The sequence below is a fragment of the Aurantimonas sp. A2-1-M11 genome (assembly GCF_036549475.1).
Taxonomy (GTDB): Bacteria; Pseudomonadota; Alphaproteobacteria; order Rhizobiales; family Rhizobiaceae; genus Aurantimonas.
In genome coordinates, this window is sequence record NZ_JAZHLI010000018.1 from 44,378 (window position 1) to 66,257 (window position 21,880).

Genomic DNA, 21,880 nt, shown 5'->3' on the forward strand with positions numbered 1-21,880 from the left:
TGATGGTCTCCGAAGCGTCGTTCACGACCGACCAGGCGCAACGTGCGCCATGCAAGAAACCCCGCCGAAGCGAGGTCAGGGAAGGATCTCGATGGATTGTCTGCTGTCAGCCCGCCATGGATGCCAGGATGTCCTGTGTCGGCAGGATCAGCTTCAACGGGCTGATCTTGGTCGGCTCGGTCCGCCGCCTTGCCCGCCGCGATGATGCCGCAGGCCTCCGAGCGCGCCGTCGCCGTCGCCGGCGGATCCACCGCCACGAACACCCGGCGCAGTTCCGGCGCCACCCGCACCCGCGCCGCGTCGATCGCCGCCACGTCGAACAGCGCGTCCTCGCGCGCCTCCAGCATCAGCCCTTCCAGCTCCTGCCGGCCGAGGCGCGACCCGCCATAGCGCGCCTCCATCGCCGCCAGGAATCCCGGCGCCAGATTTCGTCGCGTTCTCGGCCGTGGGCATGTGCGTCGTCACGGTCCCGGCCTCGGCGATCAGCCGCTTCAGCAGCGGGATCGGCCGCGGCGTCGTGGTGAACAGCGCCCGCGGCCGCGTTCCCAGACGCAGGCCGAATTGCAGATTGCCGAAACACGCCTCGCCATGCACCCATTTGGGGAATTCATCGCCCCAGGCGGCGTCGAACTGGTCGCCGCGCAGCGCCTCGGGATCATCCGACGAGAACAGCTGCGCGATCGCCCCGTTGGGAAACACCAGCCGCCGCCGGCTCACCTCGTAGACCGGCCGCGGCCCCACCGAGGCCGCCACGATGCCGCTCTCTCCCGCGATCATCACCTCGCGCGCATCGCCCAGCGTCTCGGCGATCAGCGCGATGCGTCCGTGCGGGCGCCTGGCGATCGGCCAGGCGCCGGCCGCCATCGCCCGCACCCATTCGGCGCCCGCCCGCGTCTTGCCCGAGCCGCGCCCGCCGATCAGCAGCCATTGCCGCCAGTCGCCCGGCGGCGGCAATGGCGCCGGCCGCGCCAACGACGCCCAGACCGGCGAAGCCCCGGCCAGCACCGGCCCCGGATAGACCTGCGTCAGCGCGTCGAGCTCGCCCCAGAATTCCGTTTCCGTCAGCGGCGCCAACGCCTCGCCGCATCCGCAAATGCTCCGGCCGCGCCGCGCCCGTCATCGGCGCCCGCCTCGCCTGCATAGGCGCCGGTCTGCGCGTCGAACAAGGTCGCCCCGGCCCGCCGCCGCGCATCCAAGCTGCGCAGCCGGGACAGAAATTCCTCCCGCAGCCGGGCGGTCTCGGCCGCGTCCTCGCCGCCGCCCTGCCCGGCCAGGGTTTCCAGCCGCTTGAGTTCCAGAAGCTTCTCCAGCGTGCGCGCCGCCTGGCCGATGCTCTCGACCCGCTCCTTGGCCGACACCCGCCGCACCGCCACTGGCGCGACGTCCACGGCCTTGGCCGGCGCCCGCCGCTTCACCGCGCCCGCCGCCTTGCCGCCCGCCGTCTTCGCGGCACCGGCCGCTCTCGCGGCCCGCGAAACAGGAATATTGTCCGCCAATTCGGCCTGCAGGCATTCGACCTCGTGCCGCAACAGTGCGAGAAGGCGTTCCGACAACAGCTCCGCCATCCGCGCCGGCCTCCCCGCGGACCGCGCCCGCCGCACCGCCCAACAAAAAGGGCGCCGGGGTCACCCCCGCCGCCCGCAAAATCTCGACTGTGCCTGAACCCTACCCGACCACCGTCACGGTGTCAAGGATTATTTTCCTGACTTGAGTGTGGTTGCAACCGAACGCTGATGGCGAGCCATCGAAGGCTTTGCCTCACGCCGCGTCGTCCATCGGGTTCTCGCCCGGCCAGGCCGCCAGATGATCCTCGTAGTCCTCCAGCGCCATGCCGGCTTCGCTGACCGTGCGGCCGCGCACCGAGATGCCGGCCTGGTGCACCGTGTCGGCATCGCCGGAGATCAGGTGGTGCCACCAGTAGAGGTCGCTGCCTTCGGCCACCAGCCGGTAGGCGCAGCTCGGCGGCAGCCAGCCGATCGCGCGCACCGTCGCCACGTCCAGCGACACGCAGTCGGGCACGGTGGCCTGGCGGTTGGCGTAATCGCTGCAGCGGCAGCTGTCCCCGTCGAGGAGCTGGCAACCGACATTGGTCCAGGCGATCTCGCCCGTGTCCCAGTCCTCCAGCTTGTTGAGGCAGCACCGGCCGCAGCCGTCGCACAGGGACTCCCACTCGGCCGGGGTCAGGTCGTCGAGGCTCTTGGCCTGCCAGAAGGGCTTGTTGCCGGAATCACGCATGGTTGAAATGTCTGCACTTCCTCGCGACTTTTTCATGATCTGGACGTATAGGGTACGAGCATTGCGAAACGAAGGGACGTCGCGCCGCAGCCGCTTGCCGGTCGCGGGTGCACAATCTGCCCGAGAGTGAACCATTGACGTTGAACGACACGCCCGAAAAGCCCCGGCGGCGCAGGCAGCCCTCGCGTCTGATCGAAATCGACGCCTGGATCGACTCCAGCCTGTGGCGATCCTCCCATGCCTTCGGGGCGTGGTGGGAGAGCGTCACCGTGTTCTCGCGGAAGTTCCGCGTGCGCGGCTTCAACCGCGTCCTGTTCGAGGTGATGGGCGAAGGCCTGACGCTGGGTCTGGCCGGCTTCGTGCTGCTGCTGGCGCTGGCCCAGCCCGCGATGCAGGTCACCGCCGGCGGCCTGCCCCAGGAAACCGACTATTCCGTCCAGTTCCTCGACCGCCATGGCGACGAGATCGGCCGCCGCGGCGTGCTGCGCGCCGCCGCCGTGCCCATCGACGAGATGCCCGATTCCTTCATCAAGGCCGTGCTGGCCACCGAGGACCGGCGCTTCTTCGAGCATTGGGGCATCGACTTCTACGGCCTGGCCCGCGCCATGACGGAGAACGCCCGCGCCGGTGGTGTCGTTCAGGGCGGCTCGACCCTCACCCAGCAGCTCGCCAAGAACCTCTTTCTGTCCAACGAGCGGACCATCGACCGCAAGATCAAGGAAGCCTTCATCTCGCTCTGGCTGGAATCCCACCTGACCAAGCGCGAAATTCTCGCCATGTATCTCGACCGCGCCTATATGGGCGGCGGCACCTTCGGCGCGGCCGCCGCGTCGGAATTCTATTTCGACAAGAACATCCGCGACGTCTCCATGGCCGAGTCGGCCATGCTGGCCGGCCTGTTCAAGGCCCCGGCCCGCTACGCGCCGCACATCAACCTGCCGGCGGCGCGCGCCCGCGCCAACGAGGTCCTGACCAACATGGTCCAGGCCAATTTCGTCACCGAGGGCCAGGTCGTGGCCTCCCGCCGCCAGCCCGCCGTGGCGGTCGACCGCTCCGCCACCCAGTCGCCGGACTATTTCCTCGATTTCGCCTTCGAGGAGGTGCAGCGCGTCGCCCGCGAGGCCGGTCTTCAGCAGCGCAGCTTCGTCGCCCGCACGACCATCGACATGCGCCTGCAGCAGCTGGCCGACGAATCCGTCGAGTATCACCTGCGCCAGTTCGGCACCCAGTACGACGTCGAGCAGGGCGCCATGGTCGTCATCAGCGAGGATGGCGGGGTGCGCGCCATCGTCGGCGGGCGCGATTACGGCCTCTCCCAGTTCAACCGCGCCACCAATGCGCTGCGCCAGCCCGGCTCGTCCTTCAAGGTGTTCGTCTACGCCGCCGCCATGCAGGCCGGCATGACCCCTGCCGACACCATCGTCGACAGCCCGATCACCATCGGCCGCTGGTCGCCGCAGAATTACGGCCGCTCCTTTGCCGGCCGGGTGACGCTGGCCAATGCCCTGGCCCGTTCGCTGAACGTTCCGGCCGTCAAGCTCGGCCAGAAGGTCGGCATGGACAATGTCACCACGCTGGCCAATGCGATGGGCGTCGAATCCCCCCTGCGCGGCGACAAGACCATGGCGCTGGGCACCAGCGAAGTCACCGTCCTCGACCAGGCCACCGCCTATGGCGTCTTCGTCAATGGCGGCATGGATTCCCACCGCCACGCCGTCATGCAGCTCATGGACGCCACCGGCAAGACGCTGTGGGACGCGCGCCGCGACATGGCACCGCGCCAGCGCATCCTGACCGAAGAGGCGGCGAAATCCATGAACGATATGCTGGTCGGCGTCACCGAGAGCGGCACCGCCCGCCGCGCCCAGCTCTCCATGACCCGCGTCGCCGGCAAGACCGGCACCACCCAGAGCTACCGCGACGGCTGGTTCGTCGGCTACACCGGCAATTTCAGTTCCGCCGTCTGGTACGGCAACGACAGCTTCCAGCCGACCCGCAACCTCACCGGCGGCTCGCTCCCGGCCATGACCTGGCAGCGTTTCATGGAAGCGGCGCATCAGAACATCGAGCTGAAGCCGATCCCCTTCATCGAGGATCCCTTCCCGGCCGAAAAGCGCGAGGTCGTCACCGCCGAGGGCGACACGCCCCCCGCCCCGGCGCCCCCGATGCTGTCGCGCGCCGCGCAGGGCGTGCTCGACGACATCGTCGAGCAGCTGGAGGCGCTGCCGCCGCTCGAGCAGGAGCAGCTCGCCGCCGCCCGTCCGGCGGGCGCGTCCGCGCCGGCGCAGCGCTAGACCACCATCGGCCTCTTCGGATCCCATAGCCAATGCGTCTTGCGCTTCTCGTCCTGATAGCCCTGTCGATCGCCCTCGGCCTCGGTGGCTGGTCCGCGAACTGGGCGCTCGACAGGTCGACCGAGATCGACACCGTCACGGTCGGCCCGTGGCAGGCCAACCCCTTCGCCGGCGCGCCCGATGCCGATCCCTATTCCAAGGCCCGCCTCGCCCGGCTCGGCAATCTCACCCTGGGCATCGGCGAGGGCATCCTGTTCACCGCCGAGCGGGACGGCGCCGGCAATGCGCTGCGTCGCCAGTGCAATTACCGCCTCGTCGGCCAGACGCCGCCGGCCCGCATCTGGACTCTCGTGCCGTTCACGCCGGAAGGCAGCCTGATCCCGCCGGGCGCTGGTCGCAACGGCTGGCTGACCTCCAACAGCCTGATGCGCGAGGAGGACAATTCCTTCGCCATCGCCCTGGGCCCCTCGGCCCGCTCCGGCAACTGGCTGGCGACCTCCGGCACGGGCCCCTACACGCTGGCCCTGGCGCTCTACGATACGCCGGCCAGCGCCTCGACCGGCGTCGGCAGCCTGGCGCTGCCCGGCATCACCCTCGAGACCTGCTATGATCGCTAGGCTGTTGTACGCCATCGTCGTCGGCCTTGTCGGCGCGGCCCTCGTCCACATTCTGGTGATCTTCGCGATGCCGCATCTGGCCGAGAACAATGCCTGGGGTCGGTTCGCCCGGCTGGGGCCGCTGAACGAGACGGTCCGCGTCGAGGCGTTGCGCAGCGCCGGGCCCGACACAATCGCCGGGACGCCCGGGTCCGATCGTCACGACTTCGCCTTCGTCGATCCTGCCTTCGTCAATGCCAGCTGCCGCTTCTCGCTGGCCGACGGTCCGGTGCGGATGATCGCCAGCTACGGTCCCACCACCTTCTGGTCGGCCTCGATCTACGATCGCAACGGCGACAATCTCTACAGCATCAACGACCGCTCCGCCGTCGACGGCATCTTCGACCTTCTGGTCGGCACCCATGACCAGATCGTCGACGCCAATGCCGTCGTCGAGACCGGCGACGACACGACCATCCCGGTCGAGGTCGATCTGACCGAGGGCTACATGACGATCCGGGTGCTGGTGGACGAGGAGAGCAAGCGACCCTCCGTCGAGGATTTCGTCGCGTCCCTTGCGTGCCGGCCGCTCGGTCCGATCAGCGCCAACCAGCAGCCGGAGACCCGCCGCGACGGTTGACATCGGCCGACGGCGCCCGGCCGTCCCGGCTCACGGTATCCGCGAGGCGATCCCGGCCCTGCTCTGCCAGGTCTAGGCCTGGCGCTTCAGCACCGTCCCGCCCTTCGCCAGGTCCGGCAACGGCTCCCGGCGCACGCAGGGCAACAGGACGATCTCCGCCGATCCGGTCACGCAGGGCGCGGACGGCTTGGCGCGTTGGTGTCTGTCGATCCTGCTGTTCAGCTTCAATATGACTGCCATGGCACGATTCCTCGTCCGATGGAGCACGGCAACATCCAGTCTCTGGCGCTGTCGACCCAGGGGCGAACCATCGCGCATCGACATGATCCGGATGGTCCAGTTTCCGGCACGTTCGTCATTCGCGCCGTCCGCAGGGCAGCAAACCCCACGACAGTTAACAGCTTGCTAATGTTTCTTAGCTAATCCTTCCTCCCGTCGAAACCAAAGGTCAACCATACGGGAGCCCCATGAAGGACGTCCTGCCGCGCATCTACCGTTCCCTCGAGAAGGACATCCGGCGCGGCGGCTTCGACACCATCGTGACGGCTGCAACCATGAGTTTTCTCACGCTGCGCACGCCCGGTGACCGCCAGTTGCGCGAATTCGGCGATCTCGTTTCCCCGGCCTGGCCGAGCCTCGATTCCGCCACCCAGCGCGCGCTCGCCGAAGCTCTCGCCCATTCCGCCCGCCTGCCCGCCTGCGTCGTTGCGCGGATCGTCTCCGCCCCGCTGGATGTCGCGGCCCCCTTCCTGCACACCAGCCCCTGCCTGACCCATGCGGATCTCGAGGCGCTGCAACTGCGTGCCGACGCGCCGCTGCGCGCCGTCCTTGCCGAGCGTGAGGCGACGCTTGCCGTGACCGTCGGGCCGATGGCCGATCCGGCCCCGGTTGCCGCGCCCGCGGCGCTGTCACCCGCCGAGTCGGTGCGCCCGGCCCCCGTCCACCAGGGCGCCGCCGCTGCGGCGCGCGCCGAACTGTTCCGGCTCGCGCGCCCCGGCCGCACCCCGGCGAAGCCGGCGCCATCGGCGCCGCAGCCCCCCCTCGCCCGCACTGTCGCGGGCCTCGTTGCCGACGCCCGCGCCGGCCGGTCCGGCCGCTTCCACGCCGCCCTCGGCGCGATGCTGGACCTCGATTCCAAAGTGCTGGAGAAGATCGCCGACGACGCCAGCGGCGAATGGCTCGCCGCGGCGCTCAAGGTGCTGCGGGCCGGACCGACCGATGCCCTCACCGCGATCATGCTGCTCAAGCCGCGCATCGGCGCCGACGTCGCCGCCTTCGAGACCATGAAGACGACCTATCGCGGCCTCGACATCGATGCCTGCCGGTCGCGCCTCGGCCTCCCCGCCGCGCGCATCGCCGTCAGGGCGCCGTCGCTGCAGCCGCAATCGGCCGATCTGGTGATCCGCCCCGTCGCCGGTGCTCCGCGGCGCGCCTTCGGCCGCCGGTCCCTGCCACCCGCCGTCGAACGATCCATCGGCAAGCGCTGAGCAGCGACCGTCGCGGTCTATTCCGCGGCGATGTCCACGAACTGTTCGGGGTTTCGGGACTCGATCTCCACCACCCAGAAATCGGGATCGAACCGCGCCTCGCTGGCCAGCCGCGCCGCGAGCGCCTCCTCGTCCTGTGCCGGCTCCAGGATGAACCGGCGTTCGCCGCTCTCCTCGCTCAGGCTCTGCGGCGCCGGCCCGTACAGCTGGAACGCGCCCGACGGCTGCCGCGCGACGATGAAGATCGCGCCCGCCTGATCGGCGCCGCGACGCGCGACGACGGCAAAGTCGCCGGCCGCAAACAGCCGCCGGACGAGCTGGGCGACGTGGAGTTCGCTGGTTATCCGCATCGACGTTCGCCGCGCGTCACTGGATCGCGCCGATCTCGATCAGCCGCTCCAGGATCCGCGGGTCCGGCGTACCGGTCACCTCGAGCCCTTCCAACGCCTCGAAGGTGCGGATCGCCTCGCGGGTGCGCTCGCCGGGGATCCCGTCGGCGGAGAGTTCGGCCACCTGCGCCGAGGTCAGCCCGGCCTGGATCCGGCGCACCAGCTCGCTGTCGCTGAGCTTGCCGATCTCGGCCTGCAGGGCGTCGTCCGGCGCGTCGGTGGAATAGTCGTCGACGTTCTGCGGAATGCCCTGCATCCGCTCCTCGATGCTGGCAATGACGTTCGGCCGCGGCGAGGGGTTGGGCGCCTGCGCCGTCACCTGCCGGATCTGCGCCAGGAGCAGCGGTGTCGCCGCCCCGTCGGTCGGCAGGCCCTGGTCCTTCTGGAAGGCCGTGATCGCGGCTTGCGTCGCCGGTCCCGGCCGCCCGTCCACATTCGCCTGGTAGAAGCCCGCCTCGGCGAGCGCCGCCTGGACCTCGCGCACCAGCGGCACGGGCATCAGCGCGGGGTTGTTGCTGGCGACCTGCGTGTCGCCGCCCTCGCCCAGGTCGCGCGTCGCCAGGAACGGGCTCGGATGCGGTCCCGGCTGGTGCAGGGCGTTGATCGCCACGCCGCCGAACAGGATGGCGAAGCCGGTCACGCCAGCCGACAGCGCCGGCCGGCGCGCCAGCGCACGCGCCGCGTTCGCCGCGCCGCGACGGGTCAGGGCCAGAAGCGTCGCGCCCATGCTAGGCCGAGCGGCGCGCTTCGAGGATCTGCGGGGGGGTGTTCGTTTGGGTGCGGGCATCGCTCAGAGCTACGACATTTTCCTTGAGGTGTGGTGAGGATTCGGCGTCCAGGACGAGCACCGCCGGCAGGCGGACGGTGACCATGGTCCCGACCCCCGGCTGGCTGCGGATGGTCATGTCGCCGCCGTGCAGTTCGGCCAGTCCCTTGACCAGCGACAGGCCGAGGCCCGTCCCCTGGTAGCGCCGCGTGGTGCCGGAGGAGAGCTGCACGAAGGGACGGCCGAGACGTTCGATATCGCTCTCGGCGATGCCGATGCCCGTGTCGCTCACCGAAAATTCGACCATCGGTCCGATCCGCCGGCTTTCCAGCGTCACGACGCCGACTTCGGTGAACTTGATGGCGTTGGACAGAAGGTTGAGCAGGATCTGGTGGCAGGCGCGGCGGTCGGCGACGATCTCCTCGTCGCGGCAGCCCGGGCGCAGGTCGAGGCGCAGGTTCTTGCGCCGTGCCCCGTCGCGCACGACGTCGGCGGCCAGGTCCATGGCCTCGCCCAGTCCGAAGGCTTCCGGTGACAGTTCGTAGCGGCCGGCTTCGATCTTCGAGACGTCGAGCAGGCTGTTGACCACCGACAGCAGATGCTGGCCCGACTGCCGGATAAGCCCGACATATTCCTTCTGGCGATCGCTTTCGAAGCCGCCGAAGAATTCCTGGTCCAGGATGTCCGAAAACCCGATGATCGCGTTGAGCGGCGTGCGCAACTCGTGGCTGACGGCAGCCAGGAACTGGCTCTTGGCCGCCGACGACTGGTTGGCCGCGTCCAGCGCGGTCTTCAGCGTCAGCGACTCGCCGTTCGCCTCGGTGTGGAACGCGATCGCCACGTGCAGGGTGCCGGCCGCGCCGCCGCCGAAACGCAGGCTGGCCGCGACATGGGTCCCGTCGTCCCGGCGCAGCCGCGCCGTGGCGCTCGTCACGGCACCCGTCCGGCGGGCATCGGCCAGCGCCTGCAGGTAAGTCACCCGGTCGCCGACATGGACGAGTTCCAGCAGGCTGCGGCCGGTCACCGTGTCGCGCTCCTGGCCCAGGCCGCCGGTCGCGGCGGCGGACGCGGCCAGCACGGTGCCGCGGCTGTCCAGCAAAACCAGCGCGGTGTCGAACAGGGCCGCCGCATCGTCGATCGACGGGGCAGCAACGGTCGCCGCCACCGGAGTGGCAGGAGCCCCGCGCCGGGACAGCCGCAGGACCAGTGTCGCGCCGTAGCACAGGATCAGGGCCGCCGAGGCGGGGTCGAGGCCGGCCGTGAAGACCGGCGGGCCGACGAGAAGCAGGCACGCGCCGAAGATCGCGGTCGATCCGGCGACCGCAGCCGCCAGTCCGCGCCGTCCGGCGATCAGCAATTCAGCCGGCAGGATCGCCAGGAGGATCAACCAGGCTGCCGAGGACGATTGCGCGAACAGCGCAGCCCAGCCGATCAGGCCGGCGACCAGCGTTCCAGCCAGCCAGGCAGCATGATCGATGGCACCGGTCGAGGAGAGATAGGCCGCGGCTGCCAGCGCCATGCCGGCGACGATCAGCGGCGCTGCGACCGCGAGGATGCCGGACTGCAGCAATGCCAGGATGGGCGATGCGATGGCGGCCAGCAGGCCGGCGCCGATCAGGCCGCCGATCGCCAGCGCCTGCACCCGGCGCTCGCGCAGATCATCGACGGAATTCGGAACCAGGACGTCGAGCCGTTCGCCGATGAGAGACAGCATTCCACCGGTAGGTGCTCCTGTCTGTCGCTCGTCCAACGCCTCGGTCATACAAGTACTCGCACTCACATTCGGGCTGCCGGTCGTCGGGGGGCAATGCGACGTCTGGCAGCGGTCGACCGTGATAATGCGACCGACGGTTTAAGGAAGCCATAAACCACGGCTTTTCGCGCTGGCCACAAGCGCACGACACCCGGCGCGCTACCGATTTCGGACGAAGCCGGTCTGTGCGTATGGTTAACGCTTCGTTCGTGCCGCCGGGGCCCACCGCACACGGCCTTCCCGGCCGCGCCGCTGTGGAAAACCGACAATTTGAATCAAACACGCCTCGCAGTTTCAACGTCCCCTTGGAACGGCCGTGCCATGGTGGTGCTTATCGAAATGCCGGTCGGGACAGGACCGGATGCATGCTCTGCCACTCCGGTGATTTTCATGATCCGCTTCCTCATCAAGACAGCCTTCCTGCTCGGCCTCGTCGCCCTGCTGCTGCCCGGCAGGCCGGACTCCGTAGAGACCGCCGATGCCGGCATCGACCCGTTCATCGCGCTGATGGGGGCCCAGGCCGCCGTCGCCGACATCTGGGGCTTCTGCGACCGGGCGCCCGCCGCCTGCGCCGCCGGCAGCGATCTGGCGCATTTCGCCGGCGACCGCATCGGCGACGGACTGGCGCTGGCCTATCGGACCATCCAGGGCGGCCAGGCCAGCCAGCCGGTCACGACAGAGGTTGCCACTGCGCCGGCCACCACGCCGCGTCAGCCCGCCGCCGCAAACGCCAACCCCGCCGCCGCTCGCCCGGACTCCATCGTCACCGGCGCGGTCGCACAGGTTCTGGAACTTGCCCGTCCCTTGCCTGCTGCTGCAACGAAGCCGGCCGGCCGCAACTTCGCCATGCCCGGCATCGAAACGACGCGTAAGTCCGCCAGCCAGCCACGCCCCGAGGCCTCCGTACCGACCGCGGCCGCCCCGGCCCGCCTGCCAGTCCCGCGCCCGGCCCCGCGCGCCTGACGACCCCAGGCAGGATCGTCGCGGCCCATCGGGCCTGACATCGCCGTCCCCCGACCTTATATCTGGCACCTTGCGGTCCGACAGCCGTAACGGGCCAGACCGGAGGCGGAATGCAGACGATCGAAGACATCACGGCGGATTTCGAATATCTCGACGATTGGGAAGACCGCTACCGCTACCTCATCGAACTCGGCCGTGCCCTACCGCCGATGCCCGAGGGCTCCCAGACCGACGAGACCAAGGTTCGCGGCTGCGCCAGCCAGGTCTGGCTGGTCAGCAGTTCCGACGATGCCAACCCGCCGCATCTGACGTTCCTCGGCGATTCCGACGCCCACATCGTGCGCGGCCTCGTTGCCGTGGCGCTGGCGCTGTTTTCCGGCCGTACCGCCCCCGAAATCTTGGAAGCCGACGCCGAAGCCGCCTTCCTGCGGCTCGGCCTGAAGGACCATCTCAGCCCGCAGCGCTCCAACGGCCTGCGTTCGATGGTCGCGCGGATCAAGGACGACGCCCGCCAGGCCCTCGCCGCCGCCTGATCGCGTCACGATGCACTGGATGCGCCGCGCGTCCGACAGGACACACAGGGGCGCTCCACTGATCAGACCTCTGCGCCCTACCTGCGATCCTCGCCCGCCGACCGGTCGCTGTCCGGGGCAAGGCCGCCAATCGTCGGGCGGGAGTCCTCCGTGCCCCAGCGGCGGATGCGCCCGGTCTGCCGGCTGGCCTGCCGGTCCAGCCCGTAATGGCGCGCCAGAACGCCCACCCCGGCCTTCAGCAGGATCTTGGCCGAGCGCACCGGCCATTGGCGCTCCCGCTCGATCGTCTCCATCCCTTTCAGAATGCAGCAGAAGTCGAGGAGCACGCCGGAGAGCTCCGGCCCGACCGCGCCGATCGCGTCATCGACCCGCCGCCTCGCATCGATCGCGGAATCGGACAGATCGCCGGCGCCCCGCCCGCCCTTGGCCCGCGGCTGCGCATCCCAGCGCTGGCTGATCCCCGGCATCATCTGTCCGCGGGTGAAGTCGCGGCGCAGCCGCTCGCCCGCCTCGACCTCTTCGGCGGTCAGAAACGGCGCGCCGCCCCGGTCCCGGCGTTTGGCCAGCCGCGCCAGGGGCGATTCCTCGTCGTTGAACCGCACCGTCACGCCTTGCCCCCGCCATCTTGGGGCCCACCGCCGCCGAGCGCTGCCCGGATCGCTGCGCTCAGCCGTTCCAGCCGCTCGATCACCGCGTCGAAATTCGCATCGTCGCGCCGGTCCTCGATTCGCCGCACCGCATGGGCGACCGTCGTGCGGTCGCGGCCGAACTCCCCGGCCATGGCGGTCAGCGGCACCTGAAACACCACATGGGCGAGATACATCGACACGTGCCGCGCCTCGCAGATCGGCGCGATCGCCCGCGTCGGCCGGTCGATGTCGTGCACCGGCACGTTCAGGAACGCGCTGGCGATCTCCCGTGCCAGCCGGCATGCGCTGCGAATGTCGACCGCCGGCATCACATTGGCGCCCTGCTCGTCGCTGCTGGACAGATCGCGAATCGCCCCCCGCTCGGAGCGGCTTGGCGTCGTCGCGGTCTCGCTTCGGGTCGTGGATGGGTCCTGCATCACGCTCTGCCTCCGGTGTCTGCATCCCTCATCCATAGGGCAAGTTCGGCCCAGTGTGGAAATTATTCCTATCTCACGAGAATGCGGCAAGCGGCTGGAAACCAACGAAGTCACCGCAACGACAGGAATACTCCGAAACGCTGACAAGGAATGTTTTCCCCATACGGGCCGTTGGAAGCAGGCTCGTGCGGCAACCGTCCAGGGATATCCGCATGACCGCCCATTTCGACTGCCATCCGGCAGATTCGCGCCTCCGCGCCGCAGCCCGAAACTATGTCGAGGCCCGCAGGCGCGATGCAACGCGAGACCTGTCCAGGCTCGAACTCGCGGCGCTGCTGCGACGCTTCGACCTAGAACCCGGCAGCTGCGATGGCGCCATCGCGGCCGACGACGCGGCCCTCATTCCGCAGCGGCAGCGCCGCGCGCTCCAGTCCCGCCTGGCCGTCCACCTGCGCCTTCAGGCTCGGCTCGCGCGGCGCGGTGATCCAGGCTACGACATCGGCAGGCACATGGCGCTGAAACGCCTCGCCCGCTGGCTCGATGGCACTGCGCCCTGGTACGCCGAGCCCGCCCCGATAGGATCCGGCCGGGCGGCCAATGCCCGTTTCCGCCGCTCCATCCATCCTCGGCGGATGCCCCAGAGGAAGTCCGCAACAGTCGAAAACCGCAATGAACGCAACACAGACGCCGATGATACTAAGGGTGCCATAGTATAGCTTGACACCCTTCCGATGGCTGGCCACAACATCGGTCCTGTTCTTGATCGGGTGACTCCCAGGCCATCGGCCCGGCGGCCCGATCGAATGCGAACGATCTGGGAGGATCACCAAACATGCAGAATTTCACACGCCTGCTGCTCGCCGGCACCGCTGCGGCTGCCGTTCTCGTACCGGCGGCGGTCAGCGCACAGGAAATCTCGAACGACGTCGTCAAGATCGGCATCCTGAACGACCAGTCGGGCGTCTACGCCGATTTCGGCGGCCAGTCGTCCGTCGAGGCCGCCAGGATGGCGATTGAGGATTTCGGCGGCACGGTGCTCGACAAGCCGATCGAGATGGTCTCGGCCGACCATCAGAACAAGGCCGACATCGCGTCCAACATTGCCCGCGAGTGGTACGACGTCGACAATGTCGACGCGATCATGGAACTGACCACCTCGTCGGTGGCGCTCGCAGTCCAGGGACTGTCCCGCGAGAAAGAGAAGATCACCATCACCACCGGCGCGGCGACGACCGAGCTGACCGGCGCGCAGTGCAGCCCCTACGGCTTCCATTGGGCCTATGACACCCATGCCCTGGCGGTCGGCACCGGCGGCGCGCTGGTCAAGGCCGGCGGCGACAGCTGGTTCTTCCTCACCGCCGACTACGCCTTCGGCTACTCCCTCGAGGAGCAGACCGGCAACTTCGTCAAGGAGAATGGCGGCGAGGTCCTCGGCGCGGTCCGCCATCCGCTCGGCACCACCGACTTCTCCTCCTTCCTCCTGCAGGCCCAGAGCTCCGGCGCCAAGGTCATCGGCCTCGCCAATGCCGGCCTCGACACCGCCAGTGCCATCAAGGGCGCCGCAGAATTCGGCATCGTCCAGGCCGGCCAGCAGCTCGCCGGCCTGCTCTTCACCCTCGCCGAGGTCAACGGTCTCGGCCTCCAGGCAGCGCAGGGCCTGAACCTGACCGAGGGCTGGTACTGGGATCAGAGCGACGAGAACCGTGAGTTCGCCGAGCGCTTCATGGAGCGCACCCAGCGCATGCCGAACATGATCCACGCCGGCACCTATTCGGCCGTCACCCAGTATCTCAAGGCGGTCGAGGCGGCCGGCACCGATGCCACCGACGCCGTCGCCGAGAAGCTGCACGAGCTGCCCGTCGAGGACGTCTTCGCCAAGAGCGGCACGGTCCAGGAAAATGGCCGCATGGTCTACGACATGTACCTCTTCCAGGTGAAGTCGCCGGAAGAGTCGACCGGCCCCTGGGATTTCTACAACGAGGTCTCCACGGTGCCGGGCAGCGATGCCTTCCTCTCGGTCGAGAATTCGGGCTGCGACGTCGCCAGCTTCGACAAGTAATCTGCACATGAGGACGGGGGCGGCGCCGACGGCATCCGCCCCCGTTTCGTTTCGTGGCCGGCTGCCCGATTCGAGGCCAGATGCCTGAAGAATCGGCTTGCAGTCCCCGGATTTGGCCGATCCAATGCAGTTGCGCGACAGCCGTCACGGGGAGGTGACGAACCGCGCATCAAGGGAGGAAATGATCGTATGACCATGAAGACCAGCCTCGCGGCCCTGTGTGCCGCCGGCGTCGCGGCCACTGCCGCCCTGCCCGCCGCCGCCCAGGAGATTTCCGACGGAATCGTCAAGATCGGCATCCTGAACGACCGCTCCGGCGTCTATGCCGACACGGCCGGCGAAGGCTCCGTCGTCGCCGCGCGCCTCGCGGTCGAGGATTTCGGCGAAACCGTCCTGGGCGCCAGCATCGAGATCATCTCGGCCGACCACCAGAACAAGGCCGACATCGGCTCCAACATCGCCCGCGAATGGTACGACACCCAGAATGTCGACGCGATCATGGACCTGACGACGTCCTCCGTGGCCCTGGCGGTCCAGGGTCTGTCGCGCGAGAAGAAGAAGATCACCATCACCACCGGCGGCGGCTCCACGGAGATCCCCGGCGCCCAGTGCAGCCCCTACGGCTTCCACTGGGCCTACGACACCCGCGCCCTGTCCCAGGGCACGGCCGGCTCGCTGGTCAAGAACGGCGACGACAGCTGGTTCTTCGTCACCGCCGACTACACCTTCGGCGATTCGCTCCAGGGCGAGGCGACCAAGGTGATCGAGGCGAATGGCGGTCAGGTCTCGGGCGCCGTGCGCCATCCCCTCTCCACCACCGACTATTCCTCCTACATGCTGCAGGCCCAGAGCTCCGGCGCCAAGGTCGTCGGCTTCGCCAATGCCGGCCTCGACACGGCAAACGCCGTCAAGGCCGCCACCGAGTTCGGCCTCGTCCAGTCCGGACAGAAGCTGGCCGCGCTGCTCTTCACCCTCGCCGAGGTCAACGGTCTGGGCATCGAGCAGGCCCAGGGCCTGAACCTCACCGAGGGCTGGTACTGGGACCAGAGCGACGAGAACCGGGCCTTCGCCGAACGCTACATGGCGGCCTTCGGCAAGATGCCCAACATGATCCATGTCGGCACCTATTCGGCGGTCCTGCAGTATCTGAAGGCCATCGAGGCCGCCGGCACCGACGCCACCGAGCCGGTCGCTGCCAAGCTGCACGAAATGCCGGTCGAGGACCTGTTCGCCAAGAACGGCAAGGTCCAGGAGAACGGCCGCATGGTCTATGACATGTACCTGTTCGAGGTGAAGACGCCGGAAGAATCCACCGGCCCCTGGGACCTCTACAAGGAGATCGCCACCGTTCCCGGCGACGTGGCCTATGCCAGCGTCGAGGAAAGCGGCTGCGACACCTCGTCCTTCCCGACGAACTGATCTGACATCGGAAAGCCGGCTGGCCGTGCCGGCCGGCTTTCCATCCCGGTAATGCGTTACGACGCCGACAGGAGAACACCGCGCCGATGAGCGTATCCCCGCAAGAGGCGATTCTGTCCGCCCGCGGCCTGACCAAGGAATTCTTTGGCTTTACCGCCGTGAATGCCGTCGACCTCGACATCCGCGAAAACACCATCCACGCCCTCATCGGTCCCAACGGGGCCGGCAAGACGACCGTCTTCAACCTTCTGACCAAGTTCCTGACGCCGACCGCGGGAACCATCACCTTCCGCGGCAAGGACATCACCAAGGTCAAGCCGGCCGATGTTGCCCGGCTCGGGCTGGTGCGCTCGTTCCAGATCTCGGCGGTCTTCCCGCATCTGACGGTGCTGGACAATGTCCGCGTCGCCCTGCAGCGCAAGGCCGGGCTCGGCACGCAGTTCTGGCGCTCCAACCGGGCGCTCGACACGCTCGATGCCCGCGCCCACGAGCTGATCGAGGCCGTCGGCCTGGCCGAATACGCCAATCTCGATGCGGCGGAACTCTCCTATGGCCGCAAGCGCGCCCTGGAAATCGCCACCACCCTCGCCCTCGACCCGCCCGTCCTCCTGTTCGACGAGCCGATGGCCGGCATGGGCATCGAGGACATCGGGCGCATTTCGGCGCTCATCCGGCGCATCGCCAAGGACCGCACCGTGGTGATGGTCGAACACAATCTCAACGTCGTGGCGGATCTCTGCGATTATGTCACCGTCCTGGCGCGCGGCGAGATTCTCGCCGAAGGCGACTACGAGACGGTGAGTTCGGATCCACGCGTGCGTGAAGCCTATATGGGAAGCGAAGATGATTGAGGCCCCGGGCCGCCCGCAGGGCCCTGCCCTTCTTGAAGTGCGCGATCTGCACGGGTGGTATGGCGAAAGCCACGTCCTGCACGGCGTGTCGCTCGATCTGCATGAAGGCGAGACGATCACGCTGGTCGGCCGCAATGGCGCCGGCAAGACGACCACCTTGCGCGCCATCATGAACCTCCTGCCCCGGCGCGAGGGTTCGATCCGCATCGCCGGCGCCGACATGATGAAGGTGCCGATCCACCGCACCGCCTATTCGGGCATCGGCTACGTGCCGGAAGAGCGCGGCATCTTCGCAACGCTCACCGTCTCCGAGAACCTCATGTTGCCGCCCACCGTGGCGCCTGGCGGCATGACCATCGAGGAGATCTACGACCTCTTTCCCAACCTGGCCGAGCGCCGCAACTCGCCGGGCACCAAGCTGTCCGGCGGCGAGCAGCAGATGCTGGCCATCGCCCGCATCCTGCGCACCGGGGTGAAGATCATTCTTCTCGACGAGCCGACCGAAGGGCTCGCCCCCGTCATCATCCAGCGCATCGGCGACGTCCTGATGGAGCTCAAGAAAAAGGGCATGACGCTGCTTCTCGTCGAACAGAACTTCCGCTTCGCCCGCAAGGTCGCCGACCGCTTCTTCCTGATGGAGGACGGCCACATCCTGGAAAGCTTTCCGACCTCCGAGCTCGACGCCCGGATGGACCGGCTGCATGAAGTGGTGGGAGTGTAACGGCCATGACCATGATCCTCGGCATCCCGCTTCCGGCGCTGCTCGGCCAGCTCCTTATCGGCTTCATCAACGGCTCCTTCTACGCCCTGCTGAGCCTCGGCCTGGCGGTCATCTTCGGCCTCCTGCGCGTCATCAACTTCGCCCATGGCGCCCAGTACATGCTCGGCGCCTTCACGGCCTATCTGGTGCTGGCCTACACCGGCCTCGGCTTCTGGCCGGCCCTCATCGTCGCGCCGCTCATCGTCGCCATGCTGTCGGCGGTGATCGAGCGCACCATGCTGTCGCGGCTCTACGACCTCGACCATCTCTATGGCCTGCTCTTCACCTTCGGCCTGGCGCTGATCATCGAGGGCACCTTCCGCTACTATTTCGGCGCGGCGGGCAATCCCTATCCGACACCGGCCCTGCTGGCGGGCGGCACCAACTTGGGCTTCATGTTCCTGCCCAACTATCGCGGCTTCGTCGTCGTCGCCTCGCTGGTCATCTGCCTGTCCACCTGGCTGCTGATCGAGAAGACCCGGCTCGGCGCCTATCTGCGCGCCGCGACCGAGAACCCGCAGCTGGTCCAGGCGTTCGGCGTCAACGTGCCGCTGCTCCTGACCCTGACCTACGGGCTGGGCGCTGGTCTCGCCGGTCTCGCAGGCGTCCTTGCCGCACCGATCTACCAGGTCAGTCCGCTGATGGGCTCCAACCTCATCATCATCGTCTTCGCCGTGGTGGTGATCGGCGGCATGGGCTCGATCCTCGGCGCCATCATCTCGGGCTACATGCTCGGCATTCTCGAGGGGCTCACCAAGGTGTTCTATCCCGAAGCCTCCAACATCGTCGTCTTCGTCATCATGGCGATCGTGCTCATGATCCGGCCCGCCGGCCTGTTCGGAAAGGAGGCCTGAGATGACCAGCCTGGATCACAGCGGCGACGTCCGCACGGACGCGGCCGGCGACACCGCCGCCGCCCCCACACCGAAGTCCGGCCAGCGCGACCTGTCGACCCTCGGCCTCGTCCTGGCCGCCATCGCACTCGTCGGCCTCGTCCTCGCGCCCTTCTACGTCTATCCGGTCTTCATCATGAGCGTGCTGTGCTTCGCGCTCTTCGCCACCGCCTTCAACCTCCTGCTCGGCTATGTCGGGCTCCTGTCCTTCGGCCATGCGGCCTTCTTCGGCGGCGCCGCCTATTTCACCGCCCATGCCGCCAAGGTCTGGGGCTGGGAGCCGCTCTCGGCGATCCTGCTCGGGGCCACCGGCGCCGGCCTGATCGGTCTCGTCGTCGGCTATCTCGCCATTCGCCGCCAGGGCATCTACTTCGCCATGGTCACGCTGGCCCTGTCGCAGATGATCTTCTTCATCTTCCTGCAGGCGCCCTTCACCCATGGCGAGGACGGCATCCAAGGCGTGCCGCGTGGCTATCTGCTCGGCATCGTCAATCTCAACGACCCGCTGAACATCTACTATTTCGTCCTGGCGATCTTCCTCGCCGGCTTCTACGCCGTCTGGCGCATCGTCCATTCGCCCTTCGGCCACATCCTCAAGGCGATCCGCGAGAACGAGAACCGCGCCATCTCGCTGGGCTACCGGGTGGAGCGCTACAAGCTGGGCGCCTTCGTCATGTCGGCGACCATCGCGGGCCTGGCCGGCTCGACCAAGGCCATCGTCTTCCAGATCGCGACGCTGACGGACGTGGCGTGGCAGATGTCCGGCGAGGTCGTCCTGATGACGCTGCTCGGCGGCATGGGCACGATCTTCGGCCCGGCGCTGGGTGCCGCCCTCGTCGTCACCATGCAGCATTATTTCGCGTCGCTGGATTTCCCGGTCACCGTGATGATCGGCATCATCTTCGTGCTCTGCGTGCTGCTCTTCCGCCGCGGCATCGTCGGCGAAGCGATCCGGCTGATGAAACGGTAGAACCAGGACCAGCGGGAGCGGCCATCGCGCCGCATCCCGCTGCCCGCCCACGTCGGTCAGGCCTCCCGTACGGCGCTTCCGCGCTTCGGCCAGCACATTCCGGCCGTACGCGCCCCTCACCCCCGTCAGTCGAGAAACACCCGCGACCGCGCGGCTGCCCCCAGCGCGTCCACCACCGAGATGTCGACGAAGCCCGGCTCCTGCGGCCGCCAGCGGGCCTGGCGCTGCAGCGCGTCGCGCGCCACCGGGCGCCCGTCGACGTACCAGGTGAAGGGCGGCCGGCCGTTGCGCACCTTGAGGAACAGGTCGCTCGCCGCCCCCGAGACGAGGCCGAGCTCCACCTTCGCCGAATCCGGCGGAAACACGATCTCCGGCTTCAGCCCGCTCTGGGTCAGATCGGCGGCCCGCCCGACCCGGCGCATCGGCGGTGGCAGGCCACTGCCCGCCGAGGCGAGGATCCCCGGCGGCGGTCCGGCCAGCCGCCTCACCGGCCCGATCCGCGCAAACACGTCGCGCATCACCGGCACGGCCGAATCCTGGCCCACCAGCCCCGCCACAGGCGCCCCGTCCGGCCGCCCCAGCCACACCCCGACCACGTGGCGGCCGTCATAGCCGATCGTCCAGGCGTCCCGGTAGCCGTATGAGGTGCCGGTCTTGTAGGCGATCTCGCCGGGCGAGCCCTTGGTCGTCGTCGAGGCGCCGGCCAGGATCGAGGTCACGTACCAGGCCGCCTGGGGCGACAGCATGCGCCGGCCGGTCGCCGGTTCGGCGCTGCGCTCCACATGCAGCGGCATGGCCACGCCGCCATTGGCGAGCCCGCCATAGATCCGCACCAGGTCCTCCAGCGTCAGCCCCAGCCCGCCGAGGCCGATGGCCAGACCCGGCAGCGACCGGTCGCCGAGTTCGGGCTCCGCTCCCGCCCGGCGCATGCGATGGACCAGCCGCGAGGGCCCGACCGCGCCCAGCAACTCCACCGCCGGCAGGTTGCGCGACAGCTGCAGCGCCCGGCGCGCCGTGATGACGCCTTCGAACTCATGGTCGAAATTCTGCGGCGTATAGCCGGCAAAGCCGCCCGGCGAATCGTCCACCAGGCTTTCGGGATGGGCGATGCCGCGTTCGAAGGCGAGCCCGTAGATCAGCGGCTTCAGCGTCGAGCCCGGCGAGCGCGTCGCCCGCGTCAGATCGACGAAGCCCTGGCGCTCGCGGTCGAAGAGGTCGGGCGAGCCAACCTGCGCCAGCACCTCCCCCGTGCTGGCGTCCGACACCAGGAGGGCAAGGCTCATCGGCTTCTTCAGGCTGCGCGCCTTGTCCCGCGCATAATCCTCCAGCCGGGCCTGCAGCCCCTTGTCGATGGTCAGGTCGATCCGCGACGCCTCGGGATGGGCCTCATGCAGCCGCACCGCGGCATGGGCGGCGAGCATGGGCAGCGCCCGGCGCCCGGCCGGCATCGCCTCGCGCACGGCCCGTCCCGCCTCGGCCTCGCTAAGAAACCCCAGCGTCGCCATGCGCGCGATCACCCTGTCGCGTGCCGCCTTGGCCCGCGCGGGAAACCGGTCCGGCCGGGTGCGCTCCGGCGATTGCGGCAGGGCAACCAGCAGGGCCGCCTCGGCTGCCGTCAACCGCTTCGGCTCCTTGCCGTAGAAGCTGAGGGACGCCGCGCGAACGCCTTCCAGATTGCCGCCATAGGGCGCGAGCTGGAGATAGAGCGACAGGATCTCGGCCTTGCTGCGGCTGCGCTCCAGCGCGATCGCGACCAGGACCTGCTCGATCTTCGCAGCGAGACTGCCCGTCGGCAGCCGGCCCAAAAGCCGCGCCACCTGCATGGTCAGCGTCGAGCCGCCCGATACGATGCGCCCCTCGCTCAGCGACTGCCACGCCGCCCGCGCAACGGCCGCCGGGTCGACGCCGCCATGCTCGGCAAAGCGCTTGTCCTCCCAGGCGACCAGCATGTCGACAAAGCGCGGATCGACGTCGCCCGCACCGGCGGCCAGCCGCCAGCGCCCGTCGGAATTGGCGAAGGCCCGCAGCAGCGTGCCGTCACGGCCGCGCACCTCGACCCCCGTCGCCGGCGTCGCGATGGCCGCGACCCGTGCCGCAATGGCGCGCTCGAAGGCCGAGTAACCAGCCCCCAGGCTCGCGATCGCCAGCAACAGGCAGAGCAGCCCGATCTGCGCCAGTCGGCGCCGTGCCGACACGGATCAGCCCG

At 68.7% G+C, this 21,880-nt stretch carries 23 protein-coding genes; 13 read left to right on the forward strand and 10 right to left on the reverse strand.

The features are described 5' to 3' along the window. Window positions 1-153: 153 nt before the first annotated feature. From VQ042_RS10405 to VQ042_RS10415, 3 genes are all read right to left on the reverse strand, one after another. The gene (locus VQ042_RS10405; protein ID WP_331818862.1) at window positions 154-1,074 is read right to left on the reverse strand and encodes a terminase large subunit domain-containing protein; all 921 of its coding nucleotides are present in this window, start codon (window positions 1,072-1,074) and stop codon (window positions 154-156) included. Next, window positions 1,062-1,565 carry a hypothetical protein gene (locus tag VQ042_RS10410; protein ID WP_331818864.1) on the reverse strand — a complete coding sequence of 168 codons (504 nt, stop codon included), beginning with the start codon at window positions 1,563-1,565 and terminating at the stop codon, window positions 1,062-1,064. The genes VQ042_RS10405 and VQ042_RS10410 overlap by 13 nt, the downstream gene beginning before the upstream one ends. Window positions 1,566-1,758: 193 nt before the next feature. Continuing rightward, window positions 1,759-2,235 carry a YcgN family cysteine cluster protein gene (locus tag VQ042_RS10415; RefSeq protein WP_331818865.1) on the reverse strand — a complete coding sequence of 159 codons (477 nt, stop codon included), beginning with the start codon at window positions 2,233-2,235 and terminating at the stop codon, window positions 1,759-1,761. Between the two features lie 140 nt (window positions 2,236-2,375). On the opposite strand from VQ042_RS10415, the gene VQ042_RS10420 reads away from it, so the two are divergent. Genes VQ042_RS10420 through VQ042_RS10430 form a run of 3 tightly spaced genes read left to right on the forward strand, consistent with a single transcriptional unit; the run spans window position 2,376 to window position 5,765 of the window. Next, window positions 2,376-4,529 carry a transglycosylase domain-containing protein gene (locus VQ042_RS10420; protein WP_442880065.1) on the forward strand — a complete coding sequence of 718 codons (2,154 nt, stop codon included), beginning with the start codon at window positions 2,376-2,378 and terminating at the stop codon, window positions 4,527-4,529. Between the two features lie 32 nt (window positions 4,530-4,561). Further along, a complete protein-coding gene (locus VQ042_RS10425; RefSeq protein ID WP_331818867.1) occupies window positions 4,562-5,146 on the forward strand; it encodes a DUF1214 domain-containing protein in 585 nt (194 codons plus the stop codon). Next, window positions 5,136-5,765 carry a DUF1254 domain-containing protein gene (locus VQ042_RS10430; protein ID WP_331818869.1) on the forward strand — a complete coding sequence of 210 codons (630 nt, stop codon included), beginning with the start codon at window positions 5,136-5,138 and terminating at the stop codon, window positions 5,763-5,765. Before VQ042_RS10425 ends, VQ042_RS10430 begins: the two co-directional genes overlap by 11 nt. 72 nt (window positions 5,766-5,837) lie before the next feature. Here the strand turns inward: VQ042_RS10430 and VQ042_RS10435 are convergent, their stop codons facing one another. Continuing rightward, complete coding sequence (locus tag VQ042_RS10435) at window positions 5,838-6,005, reverse strand: hypothetical protein (RefSeq protein ID WP_331818871.1); 168 nt, start codon at window positions 6,003-6,005, stop codon at window positions 5,838-5,840. A 227-nt stretch (window positions 6,006-6,232) separates the two neighbouring features. On the opposite strand from VQ042_RS10435, the gene VQ042_RS10440 reads away from it, so the two are divergent. Beyond that, the gene (locus VQ042_RS10440) at window positions 6,233-7,252 is read left to right on the forward strand and encodes a hypothetical protein (RefSeq protein WP_331818873.1); all 1,020 of its coding nucleotides are present in this window, start codon (window positions 6,233-6,235) and stop codon (window positions 7,250-7,252) included. A gap of 17 nt (window positions 7,253-7,269) precedes the next feature. On the opposite strand, the gene VQ042_RS10445 is transcribed toward VQ042_RS10440, so the two are convergent. From VQ042_RS10445 to VQ042_RS10455, 3 genes are read right to left on the reverse strand one after another with little or no spacing between them, the layout of a single operon-like run. Next, a complete protein-coding gene (locus VQ042_RS10445; RefSeq protein ID WP_331818875.1) occupies window positions 7,270-7,602 on the reverse strand; it encodes a DUF1491 family protein in 333 nt (110 codons plus the stop codon). Between the two features lie 16 nt (window positions 7,603-7,618). Continuing rightward, entirely contained in the window at window positions 7,619-8,368 is a 750-nt protein-coding gene (locus tag VQ042_RS10450) for a peptidoglycan-binding domain-containing protein (protein ID WP_331818877.1), read from the reverse strand. Between the two features lies 1 nt (window position 8,369). After that, complete coding sequence (locus VQ042_RS10455; protein ID WP_331818879.1) at window positions 8,370-10,121, reverse strand: sensor histidine kinase; 1,752 nt, start codon at window positions 10,119-10,121, stop codon at window positions 8,370-8,372. Window positions 10,122-10,550: 429 nt separating this feature from the next. On the opposite strand from VQ042_RS10455, the gene VQ042_RS10460 reads away from it, so the two are divergent. Next, window positions 10,551-11,123, forward strand: coding sequence for a DUF5330 domain-containing protein (locus tag VQ042_RS10460; protein WP_331818881.1), 573 nt, complete (start codon window positions 10,551-10,553; stop codon window positions 11,121-11,123). A gap of 110 nt (window positions 11,124-11,233) precedes the next feature. After that, window positions 11,234-11,656, forward strand: coding sequence for a SufE family protein (locus VQ042_RS10465; RefSeq protein ID WP_331818883.1), 423 nt, complete (start codon window positions 11,234-11,236; stop codon window positions 11,654-11,656). 77 nt (window positions 11,657-11,733) lie between these two features. Here the strand turns inward: VQ042_RS10465 and VQ042_RS10470 are convergent, their stop codons facing one another. Continuing rightward, on the reverse strand, window positions 11,734-12,264 hold the full coding sequence (locus VQ042_RS10470; RefSeq protein ID WP_331818885.1) for a DUF6456 domain-containing protein: 531 nt from the start codon (window positions 12,262-12,264) through the stop codon (window positions 11,734-11,736). Then, window positions 12,261-12,722: a helix-turn-helix domain-containing protein gene (locus VQ042_RS10475; RefSeq protein ID WP_331818887.1), complete on the reverse strand. Its 462-nt coding sequence runs from the start codon at window positions 12,720-12,722 to the stop codon at window positions 12,261-12,263. The genes VQ042_RS10470 and VQ042_RS10475 overlap by 4 nt, the downstream gene beginning before the upstream one ends. A gap of 212 nt (window positions 12,723-12,934) precedes the next feature. Between VQ042_RS10475 and VQ042_RS10480 the strand changes: the two genes are divergently transcribed. From VQ042_RS10480 to VQ042_RS10510, 7 genes are all read left to right on the forward strand, one after another. Next, the gene (locus VQ042_RS10480) at window positions 12,935-13,438 is read left to right on the forward strand and encodes a hypothetical protein (protein ID WP_331818889.1); all 504 of its coding nucleotides are present in this window, start codon (window positions 12,935-12,937) and stop codon (window positions 13,436-13,438) included. A 116-nt stretch (window positions 13,439-13,554) separates the two neighbouring features. Next, window positions 13,555-14,781, forward strand: a complete 1,227-nt coding sequence (locus VQ042_RS10485) for an ABC transporter substrate-binding protein (RefSeq protein WP_331818891.1) — start codon at window positions 13,555-13,557, stop codon at window positions 14,779-14,781. 195 nt (window positions 14,782-14,976) lie between these two features. Continuing rightward, window positions 14,977-16,200: an ABC transporter substrate-binding protein gene (locus VQ042_RS10490; RefSeq protein WP_331818931.1), complete on the forward strand. Its 1,224-nt coding sequence runs from the start codon at window positions 14,977-14,979 to the stop codon at window positions 16,198-16,200. A gap of 86 nt (window positions 16,201-16,286) precedes the next feature. Further along, on the forward strand, window positions 16,287-17,051 hold the full coding sequence (locus VQ042_RS10495; protein WP_331818893.1) for an ABC transporter ATP-binding protein: 765 nt from the start codon (window positions 16,287-16,289) through the stop codon (window positions 17,049-17,051). Then, a complete protein-coding gene (locus VQ042_RS10500; protein ID WP_331818895.1) occupies window positions 17,044-17,772 on the forward strand; it encodes an ABC transporter ATP-binding protein in 729 nt (242 codons plus the stop codon). Before VQ042_RS10495 ends, VQ042_RS10500 begins: the two co-directional genes overlap by 8 nt. 5 nt (window positions 17,773-17,777) lie before the next feature. After that, window positions 17,778-18,665 (forward strand): branched-chain amino acid ABC transporter permease, encoded by an 888-nt coding sequence (locus VQ042_RS10505; RefSeq protein WP_331818898.1) that lies wholly within the window; start codon window positions 17,778-17,780, stop codon window positions 18,663-18,665. A 1-nt stretch (window position 18,666) separates the two neighbouring features. Next, window positions 18,667-19,674, forward strand: coding sequence for a branched-chain amino acid ABC transporter permease (locus tag VQ042_RS10510; protein ID WP_331818900.1), 1,008 nt, complete (start codon window positions 18,667-18,669; stop codon window positions 19,672-19,674). 125 nt (window positions 19,675-19,799) lie between these two features. Here the strand turns inward: VQ042_RS10510 and pbpC are convergent, their stop codons facing one another. Then, window positions 19,800-21,869, reverse strand: a complete 2,070-nt coding sequence (gene pbpC / locus VQ042_RS10515; protein ID WP_331818902.1) for a penicillin-binding protein 1C — start codon at window positions 21,867-21,869, stop codon at window positions 19,800-19,802. Window positions 21,870-21,880: the final 11 nt, after the last annotated feature.